This is a genomic window from Haloarcula sebkhae, from assembly GCF_014647415.1.
Classification (GTDB): domain Archaea; phylum Halobacteriota; class Halobacteria; order Halobacteriales; family Haloarculaceae; genus Haloarcula; species Haloarcula sebkhae.
The window spans coordinates 58,159-70,769 of sequence record NZ_BMPD01000008.1; the positions used below are offsets into that span (position 1 = coordinate 58,159).

Here is a 12,611-nt window from a genome sequence, read left to right on the forward strand (position 1 = left end):
CGCTACGGTTCTGCTTCTCGCTGCCACAGTACGCTGGGTATCTCATCTAGCAGGTCCGTCGCGACCAGTCCGTAGCCGCGGTCGTCGATGACACGGTCACCGACGCTGCCAACAGTGTAGGCGGCGATGGCAGCCGCGTCGAGTGGGTCCTGCACGGCGGCGAGTGCGCCCGTCACACCTGCGAGCACGTCACCGGTTCCGCCGACCGTCATCCCCGGGTTTCCCGTCCGGCCGACGCGAGTCCGCTCACCGTTGGAGATGATGTCGTACGGACCTTTGACCAATAGCGTCTGGCCGACTTCCGCTGCGAAGGATTCAATAAGGTCCGCCCGTTCCTGCCAGTCTTCGGCGGTCTCACCACCCATACCGAGAAGTTCGCCCTGGTGGGGTGTGCAGATGAGTTCCGCATCCGTTTCGATGTCCGGAATCACAGACAGAGCGTCGGCGTCGACGACGGCCGTTCCCTCAAACCCGGACAGCAGGTCCGCAACAGCATCCAGCGTCGCGTCGGCATCTCCGAGCCCCGGTCCAACAATCAGCGTGTCGTGGTCTGCCGCCAGTTCGGCGAGGCGGTCGACGTGCGGCGGCGCGAGCTGATCCCCGTCGAAGGGTCTGAGGATGAGGTTCTCGCTGTAGGACTGGATCTCGCGAGCGACGATAGCCGGGCAGGCGACCCGAACGAGGTCGGCACCGCTTCTGAGGGCGGCCTGTGCGGAAAGCGCCGGCGCACCGGTGTACGGACCGCCGCCGACGACCAGCACTTCGCCGTTGTCGCCCTTGTGGCTCGTGAGGTCCCGTTCGAGTCGCGTGAGGTCGCCCCGCTCGATGAATAACTCCGCTGCGTCGGGGATGCCGATGTCCGCGACTGTGACTGGTACGTCGAGGTCCGGCAGGCCGGGCTTGGTATCGTGAAACGTGACGACGTGGTCGGCGTCGACAGCGTTGTCGGCCAGCCGTCCCGTTTCGGCGTCGAGGCCGGACGGGACATCCACAGAGAGGACGGTCGCGCCGCTCTCGTTCATCGCTTGGGCGGCTGTTGCCGCTGGTTCCCGGAGGTCGCCGGCGATACCCGTGCCAAGCATCGCGTCGATGACGACATCAGGGGTCCCGAGGTCCAGTACCGAGGAGTCCCTGACTGTCTCTGTCGGATACTCGGCGTGCTGGAGAGCATCCCAATTCTCCCTGGCGATTGTCGTCGAAATAGCACCCGGACGGCCCAACAGGAGGACGCGGAGGTCGTAGTCGTCGAGGAAGCGGGCGGCGACGAGCGCGTCCCCGCCGTTGTTTCCCCGTCCGGCGACGATAGTGACCTGGTCGCCGGGGTCAGCGATGGTACGGACCGCCTGTGCGACGGCGTGTCCGGACGACTCCATCAACTGCTTGCGCGGGACGCCGAGCGCAGCGGCGTTCTCATCGACGACACCCATTTCGGAGCCGGTGAGCATAGCCGCGGGTTCGCTCGCCAGTGAAGTAACTCTACGGGACGGCGGCCTACCAGCGGACCTCGAACCCGTCGACGCCCTCCGGGTCCTCGTACTCGACGTCGACATCGGTCACGTTCGCGCGTTCGCTCCCCTCGTGGCAGAACTCGATCATCGCTTCCACGTCGGCTTCGGGGCCTTCGAACACCGCTTCGACGCGGCCGTCGTCGAGGTTGCGGACCCATCCATTGACTCCCTGGTCCTGTGCGCGCTCCCGCGTAGTCGCTCTGTAATAGACACCCTGAACGCGACCGGAGACGAACACGTGTGCTCGCGTGCGAGCCATAGCCGAGGGTTTGCCGGCGGACTCCGTTATACTGTCGCCTTCCGCCACGCGTGTCAGTCCTCGTTACTGCCCGTTCTGAGGTAGTGGAACAGATACGTCTGCGTGTAGCCGGCGAACTCCCCACCCAGTGCTGCCCGGATCGCCCGCGACGTGTCGGTGTAGTTCCCCCGCTCGCACTCCGGATAATACTCCTCGATGGTCGTCCGGATCCAGGTGTCTAGCGGGACCGCTTCGAGGTAATCGAGCGAGAACAGCAACACGCAGTCCGCGACCTTGTCGCCGACGCCGACAAAGCGGGTGAGCGACTCTCTGGCGTCCTCATATTCTAGTCCGACGGCTTCCTCGGGATGAGCCTCTCCAGTGGCAACCATCTCCGCGGTGCGCTGGACGTACGGTGCGCGATAGCCCAGTCCGAGGTCCCGGAGCCGTTCTTCTGTTGTCTCTGCCAGCGCGGACGGCGTCGGATAGGCGTTGTACGTCCGCCCGCGGAACTCGACCGTTTCACCGAACGCGTCACGGAGCGCCTGTTGCATATTGTGAATCCGAGCTACACGCATCTGGGCCGAGCAGATGAACGAGATGAGGGAGCCAAACGGGGGGTCCTGAACCAGTCGCATCCCCCAGAACGTATCGTAGGCCGACTGGACCACGTCATCGTCCGGTGCCGTCGCCCGAATCGCAGCGAGATCGTCGTCAAGCCGAAGAAGTCGCCTAAGTTCCGCCTCGGCGTCGACTGTTGATTCCCATTCGAGCACCCCGTCCCGCTGCCGGACACGGATGACTGCTGGTGAGCCGTCTCGGCGGATTGTCGTCCAGTACCACGCGTCGCCGCCGGTTGCCCCCTCGCGCTGGTACATTTCGCCGTCCTCCCGGTCCCAGAGGTATGACTGCCCGCTCTCGACAGTTGCCTGCAAATCGATACCGCCGGCCAGCGACTCGACATCGATGACGCCCTGCTCCATTATTTGAGTATATGGACCCGAAGGTAATGGCGTTACGAGTTCCGCTCACACTGTGCTGGCACACACTGGCAACCCAGCAACCGGCGTTATCCAATCTGCCACTGTGTTCCGTCATGGTGATGTTTTGCGCTGCCCGTCTGTGTACCGCTCGATTGGGTGCTTCGTCTCTCTGACTCCTGATATCCGTAGCGTGTGGTACGTACTGTTTCAGGGCTAACCTTCATTATATTGGGAAACAAACATACTACCATGAATTGCCGAGTTGTTGTCGAGGCCGCAGTCCCAGTGTACGACGTGGCATCTGCGGATGAGGCAGTTCGCATCGCCATCTCGAAGACGGGCGAGATGCTGAATCCCGACCTCAACTACGTCGAAATCAACATGGGAGATCGGCACTGTCCACACTGCGGTGAGACACTGGAACCTGCGTTTCTCGCAGCCGATGAAAGCCTCGTCGCACTCGAACTGGAGATGACCGTCTTCAACGTCGAACGGGACGAACACGCCGCCCGCATCGCCCGCAAGGAGATCGGGCAACGGCTCGAGAACATCCCGCTCGACGTGCTCGAAATCGAAGAGATTCCGGAGGAGTCAGACGAGACGGCAGAAGACGAGTCCTCGTCCGCAGAGTCGGCAACCGAGGCCGACGACCTGCCACCGGACCAGTCAGAGGACGAATCGGACGACGTGTTACCCGAGTTCGAGGAATTAATCGACGAGTAAGCACGGCCACCGAGTGGCAGGGGAATCTCTTTGTTGCACTCTCGACGTATTGCAGCTCTGACATACGTCTGACAGCGGTTATACGGTCACTAATCGCAGTGCTGGTCGGGAGAACTGCGTAGGAACTACGGAGAACCGTTAGTCCGCGGCGGCAGAAACAGGCTCTTTGGTTTCGTCAGCCATTTCGGAGGCAATACCGTCAGCAATCGCAAAGACAGCGGCCTTGTGGTCTGTTTTCGACTTGTGAATCGATGTCGGCTTGACGCCCAGTTCCTCGTATTCGTCGTGGTCCACTTCTGTCCCGGATTCGGCTTCGTAGTGGTTCTGTACCTGTGCAAGCAGGCCGTGAAGGTGGATGAGCTCCTGCTTTTTCATAGTCAACCCAAGGTAACAACTCGAAGGTTATAGTACTACTCTGATGAAGGTTAACACACGTCTCTGCTAATAATACGTAATAGTTTATGCATAATTTTTGATGTGGGGTATATTCTGGAGATTTTACACTAAATTTTACCATTTCTCAAAAGACAGTGCTGTGTGCTAGCAAAGCAAGCGTACTCACCGGTGGAGCGCGCTAGGGCGAACACTGCCACCTCAAATGTATTGCGGGTGTCTACTGCTGGCACCCAGAATTATGGGCTGTCTACGTCTCCTATCAGTATGGACAAAGCGACGCTTCCCCCGGAAACCGAGATCGGTCGGGTGGCCCTGACTGTTGCTGATCTATCATCGACTGTCGATTTCTACCGTGATGTTGTCGGTCTCCATGTCCTGGATGCAGACGACGATCGAACGATACTCGGTGCGGGTGGACAGGAACTGTTAGTTCTGCATCATCGTCCAGACGCACCAGCGAGAGAGGCTTCATCGACCGGCCTGTATCACATTGCGTTTCGCGTTCCATCGCGAGCGGCGCTGGGTGACGCACTCCAGCGTATCGACTCGGAGTGGACACTCGACGGCGCATCGGACCACGGTGTCAGCGAGGCGCTGTATCTGTCGGACCCGGCCGGGAACGGCGTCGAGATCTATCGGGACTTTCCGCGGGCATCGTGGAGTGAGACACCGTCGGGGCACGTCAAAATGGTAACTGAACCCCTCGACAGGCAGTCAGTCGCGGCTGCTGCGACCGGCGAACAGTCGATTCCCGCCGACTCCGACATCGGACACGTACATCTAGAAGTCTCGTCAGTGGAGACAGCCCGGTCGTTCTACGCCAACGCACTCGGACTGCGCGTCAGGGCCACGTACGACGGTGCGGTGTTCTTGGCGGCCGGTGACTACCACCACCACATCGGTGCCAACGTCTGGCAGCGGCGGTCCGGGCCCCAAACCGGGCAGGGACTGGCGTGGTTCGAGATTCGACTCCCTGACGAAGCGACTCTTGAGTCGGCAGAGAAGCGCCTCCGTCAGTCCGACTATGCTGTCGCGGAAACCGATGCCGGTCTCACAGTGCACGACGGCGACGACATCGAACTCCGCCTGCGAACCTGAATACGGGATATTTCGACCGATTGACCGAAGTGCCAACTCAAGTGTCTTCGCGCGTTATCTGGAATATGCACACGACACGGTGGCTGACTACGGTGGCCGGGCGAACTGTAGGAGAAACCGACTGCACGGGCGTGACAGGACGAAGCCAACGACCGGAAGGAGAGCGATGAGCGGCCCCCATCAGGGCCAGCAGCTCGTGACCGCGGGAACTGCGCTGTCGGAGGCGAGCGCAGCGGCAGTGCTGGTTCACGGCCGGGGTGCGACGGCTCGGAGCATCGTCCAGATGGGGGCAGAGTTCCAGCAGGACGGGCTGGCTCTCCTTGCGCCGCAGGCCGCGCGGAACACCTGGTATCCCAACTCGTTCCTCTCGCCAGTCGAGCAGAACGAGCCCGGGCGGACATCGGGACTACAGGCTATCGAGGATGCTGTCACAGAGGCCGAGGAAGCCGGGATACCGACTGATCACGTACTCGTGCTGGGCTTCTCGCAGGGGGCCTGTCTCGCAAGCGAATTCGTTGCTCGCAACCCACGGCGTTACGGTGCCCTCGTCGCCCTCAGTGGCGGCCTCATCGGCGAGACCATCGACGAAAGTGAGTACGAGGGTGACATCGAGGAGACACCGGTGTTTCTGGGCTGTAGCAATGTTGACCCACACATCCCCGAAGAACGCGTGCACGTCACAGCCTCGATCTTCGAGCAGCTGAACGGGGATGTCGAGGAGCGCATCTACGAGGGGATGGGCCACGGCGTCAACGAGGACGAACTGGCGTACGTCTCGTCGCTGGTCGCTACCCTCGCCGATTAGGCGGTCCGACCGCTGGCCCGTTCACCGAAACCCCCTCGCTGAGCGGCCGAACAGGGAGTTACCGGCACCTCACCGCGAGGTTTAGTGGTTGGGAAACTCACACATAGCATGAGGATTTCCCGCCGACGGTTTCTCGCTACAGTTGGGGCCGGTGTGACGCTCGGCGGCGCAGGCTGTGTTGGGGATGACGGTGCTACTGCTGGAGCTGGCTCGGAACCCGACTCCAGCACTGGAACCAGCGCGGCGTCGACGGCAACCGACCGGAACGACAGACCAGAACCGCCCACAGCTGATAGCCGCCTGCATCTGGATTACGAGACTGGGACACTCGAAGAGCATATCGTCAGCGGCGGCGTTCCAAAAGATGGGATTCCGGCCATCGACGACCCGACGTTTGCGGATACGCCCCCGGACGGATTAGCTCCGGACGACCCGGTGTTCGGCGTAGTCCGGGACGGGGAGGCGAAAGCCTATCCCCAGTACATACTCGTCCATCACGAGATAGTGAACGACACCATTGCCGGCGACGCCGTCGCTGTGACGTACTGTCCGTTAACGGGCACCGCCCAGGGGTTCGAGCGTGGCCCGGTGGAGTTTGGCGTCTCCGGGCGGCTGGTGAACTCGAATCTGACGATGTACGACCGGGGCACCGATAGCTGGTGGCCACAGATGCTCGCGACGGCAATTAAAGGCCCACTAACTGGCGAGTCGCTGCGTGAGTTCCGGGTCACCTGGACAACGTGGAGCCACTGGTCCAGCGTCTATCCGGAGACGCGCATCCTCACCGAAGACACGGGGTTCTCACGGCGTTATGGCGTTGACCCGTACGGTCAGTACAACGAGAAGCGTGGCTACTATTCGAGTACGCGGACGCTGTTCGAACCCCTGCACGGCGACAGTCGCGCTCACCCGAAAGTCGTGGTCATCGGAACGCGGACGGAAACAGGGGCGCTCGCATTCGACAAGGAAACACTGCTGAATCAGGGTGTGTTGACCGGCCGTATCGACGACACGCCGTACGTCGCTATCGCTGATACTGACCTCGCAAGCGGGTACGTGTACGCGAACCCAGAATCGATGTCAGTTGCAGCGTCGGACGACGGCTACATGATCGACGGGACGGCATATGATGCCGACTCGCTCCCGCTGGACCGCACGCTGTCCTTCGACGCGATGTGGTTCGCCTGGGCCGGCTTCTATCCGGGGAGTGGGTATGTCAACTGACGGCTCGACCCACAAGACAGGTGCGGCTGCCAGCATCCAACGCTTGTTTCGGAACACCGGGGTTGCGGTCAGCGGAGCGCTCAGCCGCCGTGACGGACAGGTGTTTCTGGGTGTGTTTGGAGTGGCGTACTTCCTGCTGTATCTCGCTGGTCTCAGACACCTGGGTTTCGGCCCACCCGCCTACGAGATCTCTGTCGTCAGTGACCCGCTCACTCGTGCGTTCCGACAGGTCGGCCCGTTTCAGTGGGAACCGGTTGCATTAGTGGTCGTCGGCCCGGTCGAACTGCTCGTCGCGCCGCTGAATATGCTTCTCGGGGGCGTCTTGGCAGCGCTAGTCGGACTCAACCTCGCCGTCTCCGTCGTCGCGTGGCGCGGCCCAGCGGCCTGCCGTCTCGGCTCGGGTGCAGGGGTTGTGTCGGGACTACCAGGACTGCTCTCCGGGTTCGCCTGCTGTGGGCCCACTATCCTGCTCGTCGTTGGCGTGCAGGCAAGCGCTGGGCTTCTCTCGCTGTTCCAGTGGCTCCTTCCCCTCACTGTCGTGGCGCTGCTCGGAACCCTTCTCTGGGTCGGGAGTCGCGTCGAGACAGTGCGACAGGTTCCGTAGATAGCACCCACTACTGTGGGGACAGATAGTAGCGACAGGATACTGGGCTGTACCGTGATTGGAACTTTTTTCCCTCGATTTGAGGGAAACATATAATTACTCCGTACGACCCATCTACCAGTATGACCGCTACTGTCGTGAGCGAGGTCAACCGACCCTACGTGCCGACGGGCGGGGCGAAACTGACCGCTGAGATTGAAGTCGAGCCCGGACGGTTGGAGGAACCACCTACGCGACAGATTGCCCTCTGTATCGACGCCAGTGGATCGATGGCCGGCGACGACATCGAGCAGGCACGCGCCGGCGCTGAGTGGGTGTTCGGGCTTCTCGACGAGGAGGATTACATCTCGATCATCGCCTTCGACAACGAGGTCACGACGGTGCTTTCGCCGACGCGGTGGGGAACGATTTCGCGCGAAACGGCAGTGGACGCGGTCGCTGACATCTCTGCAGGCGGGGGAACTGATATGTACAGCGGCCTGCTGGAAGCGAAGGCGTCTCTGCAGGATCTACCGACCGATGATAACACGGCCCGGCGAGTCTTGCTCCTCTCCGACGGGAAGGACAACTCCCACGATCCGGAAGCGTTTGGTACGTTAGCACGCGAAATCGACACTGAGGGTATCAGAATCAAGGCGGCGGGCATCGGGAGCGACTACCGCGAGGAGACGATTCGGACGCTCGGGACCGTTGCCCGCGGCGAATGGACACATCTGGACGCCGCCGGTGATATCGAGTCGTTCTTCGGTGACGCAGTCGAGGAGGCCGGGACCGTTGTCGCTCCTGACGCCCGTCTCGAACTTGACATGGCTGACGGTGTCGAGGTGAGTGAGGTGTACCGCTCGCTTCCACAGACCCAGTCCGTGAACCCCGAATGGGAAAATAACACGGCCGTCGTGCCGCTGCCCGACCTGCTCGAACGGGAGACCCAGCGGGTCGTGCTGAAGATCCACGCCCCGGCCAATGACCCGCAAGACGCCGTGTCACTGGCGGATGTCACGCTGCACGCCGGCGGCGAAACGACCCAGGAGTCGATCACCGTCGACTACACCGACGACGAGGCGAAACTGGCCGAGCACAACGAACAGGTCGACGTGGACCACCGACAGACCGTTATCAAGACGGAACTCGGCAAGGGCAACGTCGCCGAAGCCCAGACGCAACTGGAGCGGATGACGCGCATCCACGGCGAGGACACCGAGGCCGTCGAGACAGCCGAACGGGAGACGCGCATCGTGATGGAAGGCGGACGCAAGGAGCAAAACAAGGCGACGAAAATCGTCACCGACGAGGGTATCCAGAAGTGACCGTCCCGATCTGTGGTGTCAGCAGGGCCGCTACTGGCCGGAGAAACGGGTGATTCATGACCTGGGAACCTGAGAGCGGTGATGTCATCGCCGGCCAGTACAAACTCGAGGAGTTCCTTGGCAAGGGAGGGTTCGCAAAGGCGTTCCGCGCTACAGACATCGAGAGCGGCGAGTCGGTCGCCGTCAAATACCCCAACTACACCGAATCCCAGAACGACCCCGACATCATCGAAGAGTACTTCAAAAAAGAGGTCGGCTCGCTGGAACGCATCCGCCGGGCCGGCGGCCACGAGAACGTGATGGACTACTACGACCAGGTCACAGAGCGTGACGTTCCGTTTCTGGTCGTCCAGCTAATCGTCGACGGGATCGAACTCGACGAGGTCATCGACCAGCACGGCCCGATTGACGACAGCGAACAGGTCCGCCAGATCGGCATCGATCTCTGTGACGCGATGGGCTTTCTCCACGAGAACGAGATCGTCTATCGGGACCTGAAACCGGAGAACGTGATGCTTACGCCCGACATCACGCCTACGCTGATCGACTTCAATACGGCGACGGGGTTCGATGCCACCGAAGATCCTTCCTCCGGGAACACCGGGACGACGATTCTGGGGCCGTTCAAGCCCCGCGAGGTCGCCGAGGCCAGTCGAACCGACGTTCGGCAAGGTCCCTGGTCGGACGTGTACTCGATCGGAAAGATACTCCTGTTCCTCCTCAAGGGGAGCGTCCCGAAGAAAGACGGAGTGAATCCGCAGGCGTTCGGGGCCGACTGCGACGATTATCTGGCCGAAATCGTCGAACGGGCCACGCAGTCACATTACCGCGACCGATACCGAAACGCGACGGTCCTCAAGGAGGTCCTCGAACGGCGAGATCCGACGCCGCCAGCGACGGCGTCGGTGACGTACATCCAGGCGGACAGGCAGTTCACCGTCGAACCGGGCGACACTATCGGGCGGCAGGGCGCGAGCGGTCCCCCGGCATCGATAACAATCGAAGACCCGCAGGGAGAGTACATCTCCTCAGTGCAGGTCCAGTTCGACATCGAGGACGGCGAGTGGGCCCTCCATGACCGGAGCCTCAACGGGACGTTCGTCCAGAAAGGGGCCGGCTGGCAGCGAGTCCTCTCCGAACCCGGACGCAACCGTCTGCGCTCCGAAGGCGAGGACCCGACCGATAGACACGGCGACGTGCCCCCCGAGTCGGTGACACTCACCGACGGTGATCTGGTGTCGCTGGTCCATCCGACCTACGGGGTCACGTTCGAGTTCCATCCGGAGGAGTCATGAGATACAGCACGAACTACGACATCGGCGACAGGAAGCGAGGACAGGGCATCAACGAGGACAGCGTCTCGCTGACGGTGTTCGAGGAGGGCCACCGGGACGGCTACCGCGGGCAAGACAGACCGCAGCCGCAGGATTCGGATACAGCAGACGACGGCGAGCCAGCGGAGGTGACAGACGAGACAGTCGGTACTGAGACGGCGGCGTATACGGCCGCCGACACGGACGGTGCTGACATTGACGACGGAGATACGTCCGAACTCGATGGCACCGAACAACCGATGAACCGCTCGGCCGGCGTGTTCGTGGTCGCTGACGGGGCCGGCGGGCACGACGCCGGCGACATCGCGTCGTACATCACGACGACTATTGTGGCCGAACAGCTTGCTCCCGTGGCGATTCGAACGGCCCGGAGCTATCCCGGGGACTTCGATGTCGATGTCGCCCGTGATGTCCTTCCGGACCCGCCCGGTGAGCGGGAACTCGAAACCGCCGTGGCAGAGGCGATCACGGCGGCTCACCGCGAGATTATCCGGTACGCAAACGAGACCGGGACACAGTCCTACACGACGGTTGTCGCGGGGATCTACGCCGACGGCAAGCTCCATTACGGGTGGGTCGGTGATAGCCGAGCCTACGTCGTCAACAGTGCCCGTGAGACCATCTCGCCGCTGACCAGAGACCACGCCGTCGTTCAGGAGTGGATCGACAGCGACGAAATCGATCCCGTGGAAGCACATGTCCACCCCAATGGGAACGAAATCACGCGCGCGCTGGGCGGGTCTGGCTACGAGGACCCAGATGAGGCGACTGTTGGGGTGGACACACGAACGGTCAGGCTGTACGCAGAAGACACGGTGTTGGCGACCAGCGACGGACTCATTGACGCACAGACCGACGCGCCGGAGCTATACGAGGAGTACGTCGATTCGGATCACGCTGATTCGGTGGCCGAGCGTATCCACGACGCGGTCGTCACCGACGACGAGATCCGCGACGTTGTCCTCGATGCAGCATCCCTCGACGAAGCGAGTCAGGAGTTCGTGTCACTTGCAAACGACCGCGGTGGGAAAGACAACATCTCCGTGCTCCTGTTCGCTGACAGTGCGCTCCCAAAAACACCAGGAAGCGGTGGGATGCCAGTTCGAGATATCGATCCTGACCTCGATATCTCCGAACGTGACACAGTGATTATGACAGACGAGTAGAGAGAAAGTTTCGTGGGACAAGTATTTTATTTCTCGACTCTGTAGGACCTAACGAAACCCATGCCTGAATCCGACCGTACGGTAAAATGCCCCATATGCGACGAGGACTTTGATCCGACAGTCGCGGGCGGATGGTGCACAAACCCGGACTGTGGTGAGTGGCAACACACTGACGAAAGCGCCGCTGATTTTGACACCGACGATGCGGTGCCAGACGACGCCGACTTGATACCGGAAGGCACGGACGAGGCAGACCCGACGGGTGGACGGTCGATGGGGACCAGTGACGAACCCGACACGCCGGATGGCAACACTGGTGACGATGCTAGCGCCGACGACGTCTCGGCGGATGCGGCCTCGGACACTGGGGCAGCCGAGGCAGAGGATGAGACGGCGGAGACGGCGACAGAACACGAACCTGAGGCCGACGCCGAGGCCGAAAACGGAACCGGGCCGAACGCTGCGGAAGAACCCGACGAGGCCGACGACACCCCGGACAAGTCCAGCGGTGACTCCGAAGCGGACGCCGAGGAGTCAGGCGAAACCCCGGAGACAGATGACGACCCGGCGACGATTATCTGTCCGGACTGTGACCGCGAACTCGACGCTGACGCGAATTTCTGTGTCGCCTGCGGTGCCGACGTACAGGACATCACACCGGGAGGCGACCGCTCGCTCGACGCGTGCCCGTCCTGTGATACTGCTGTCGACGACGATGCCAGTTTCTGTGTCAACTGTGGAGAGGACTTAGACGCGCATCGCGGCGAGAGCGACACGTCGACGGCTGACTCGGCAGGGCCGTCGACCGCCGACGAGACGGAGAGTGAGTCAGCAACCGCGGGCAACGCCGTCGACACACTCGCCTCACAATCCACCGACGATGCGGCGGTACCGGATAAGCTCGTCCTCTCGATTGAGGGCCGAGATATCACTGTCGAAGACGGGGATCGCATCGGCCGGGAGATCCGGGCAGCACTATTGGATGCCGGCCGACCGGAAGACGAAGCGGTTCGGATCCACCGCGAACACGTCCGGTTCGACCGCCAACCGGACGGGTACTATCTGGTCGACCTCGGGGACAACCCGACGCGGCTGAACGAGACCCAGCTGCAGAAAGGCGACCGGGAACCGATCCAACCGGGCGACGAACTCGAACTCTCGGGCGTCGCCACGATGACACTTCGGGCGGCGTGACCACCCACAGTTAAGCGGTCGGTCGGAAAAT

The 12,611-nt window shown here is 61.9% G+C and carries 13 protein-coding genes; 9 read left to right on the forward strand and 4 right to left on the reverse strand.

The genetic code is table 11. The features are described 5' to 3' along the window. Nucleotides 1-2: 2 nt before the first annotated feature. Genes IEY38_RS18260 through IEY38_RS18270 form a run of 3 tightly spaced genes read right to left on the reverse strand, consistent with a single transcriptional unit; the run spans nucleotide 3 to nucleotide 2,729 of the window. Nucleotides 3-1,445, reverse strand: coding sequence for an NAD(P)H-hydrate dehydratase (locus IEY38_RS18260; RefSeq protein ID WP_188980049.1), 1,443 nt, complete (start codon nucleotides 1,443-1,445; stop codon nucleotides 3-5). 46 nt (nucleotides 1,446-1,491) lie between these two features. Then, nucleotides 1,492-1,767, reverse strand: coding sequence for an acylphosphatase (locus IEY38_RS18265; protein WP_229775382.1), 276 nt, complete (start codon nucleotides 1,765-1,767; stop codon nucleotides 1,492-1,494). Nucleotides 1,768-1,820: 53 nt separating this feature from the next. Next, entirely contained in the window at nucleotides 1,821-2,729 is a 909-nt protein-coding gene (locus IEY38_RS18270; RefSeq protein WP_188980053.1) for a DNA-3-methyladenine glycosylase family protein, read from the reverse strand. A gap of 249 nt (nucleotides 2,730-2,978) precedes the next feature. On the opposite strand from IEY38_RS18270, the gene IEY38_RS18275 reads away from it, so the two are divergent. Then, entirely contained in the window at nucleotides 2,979-3,452 is a 474-nt protein-coding gene (locus IEY38_RS18275; RefSeq protein WP_005534052.1) for a DUF555 domain-containing protein, read from the forward strand. A 138-nt stretch (nucleotides 3,453-3,590) separates the two neighbouring features. Here the strand turns inward: IEY38_RS18275 and IEY38_RS18280 are convergent, their stop codons facing one another. Beyond that, nucleotides 3,591-3,827, reverse strand: a complete 237-nt coding sequence (locus IEY38_RS18280; protein ID WP_004592453.1) for a UPF0058 family protein — start codon at nucleotides 3,825-3,827, stop codon at nucleotides 3,591-3,593. A gap of 285 nt (nucleotides 3,828-4,112) precedes the next feature. Here IEY38_RS18280 and IEY38_RS18285 point away from each other — a divergent pair, with 285 nt between their 5' ends. From IEY38_RS18285 to IEY38_RS18320, 8 genes are all read left to right on the forward strand, one after another. Then, nucleotides 4,113-4,946, forward strand: a complete 834-nt coding sequence (locus tag IEY38_RS18285) for a VOC family protein (protein WP_188980055.1) — start codon at nucleotides 4,113-4,115, stop codon at nucleotides 4,944-4,946. Between the two features lie 166 nt (nucleotides 4,947-5,112). Beyond that, nucleotides 5,113-5,751, forward strand: a complete 639-nt coding sequence (locus IEY38_RS18290) for an alpha/beta hydrolase (protein WP_188980057.1) — start codon at nucleotides 5,113-5,115, stop codon at nucleotides 5,749-5,751. 108 nt (nucleotides 5,752-5,859) lie between these two features. Continuing rightward, on the forward strand, nucleotides 5,860-6,975 hold the full coding sequence (locus tag IEY38_RS18295; RefSeq protein WP_188980059.1) for a DUF3179 domain-containing protein: 1,116 nt from the start codon (nucleotides 5,860-5,862) through the stop codon (nucleotides 6,973-6,975). Continuing rightward, the gene (locus IEY38_RS18300; RefSeq protein ID WP_188980061.1) at nucleotides 6,965-7,579 is read left to right on the forward strand and encodes a hypothetical protein; all 615 of its coding nucleotides are present in this window, start codon (nucleotides 6,965-6,967) and stop codon (nucleotides 7,577-7,579) included. The genes IEY38_RS18295 and IEY38_RS18300 overlap by 11 nt, the downstream gene beginning before the upstream one ends. Nucleotides 7,580-7,701: 122 nt before the next feature. After that, complete coding sequence (locus IEY38_RS18305; RefSeq protein WP_188980063.1) at nucleotides 7,702-8,886, forward strand: vWA domain-containing protein; 1,185 nt, start codon at nucleotides 7,702-7,704, stop codon at nucleotides 8,884-8,886. Nucleotides 8,887-8,942: 56 nt separating this feature from the next. Next, a complete protein-coding gene (locus IEY38_RS18310; RefSeq protein ID WP_170096313.1) occupies nucleotides 8,943-10,181 on the forward strand; it encodes a serine/threonine protein kinase in 1,239 nt (412 codons plus the stop codon). After that, the gene (locus IEY38_RS18315) at nucleotides 10,178-11,386 is read left to right on the forward strand and encodes a PP2C family protein-serine/threonine phosphatase (RefSeq protein WP_188980065.1); all 1,209 of its coding nucleotides are present in this window, start codon (nucleotides 10,178-10,180) and stop codon (nucleotides 11,384-11,386) included. The genes IEY38_RS18310 and IEY38_RS18315 overlap by 4 nt, the downstream gene beginning before the upstream one ends. Nucleotides 11,387-11,446: 60 nt before the next feature. Next, on the forward strand, nucleotides 11,447-12,580 hold the full coding sequence (locus tag IEY38_RS18320) for a double zinc ribbon domain-containing protein (RefSeq protein WP_188980066.1): 1,134 nt from the start codon (nucleotides 11,447-11,449) through the stop codon (nucleotides 12,578-12,580). Nucleotides 12,581-12,611 lie beyond the last annotated feature (31 nt).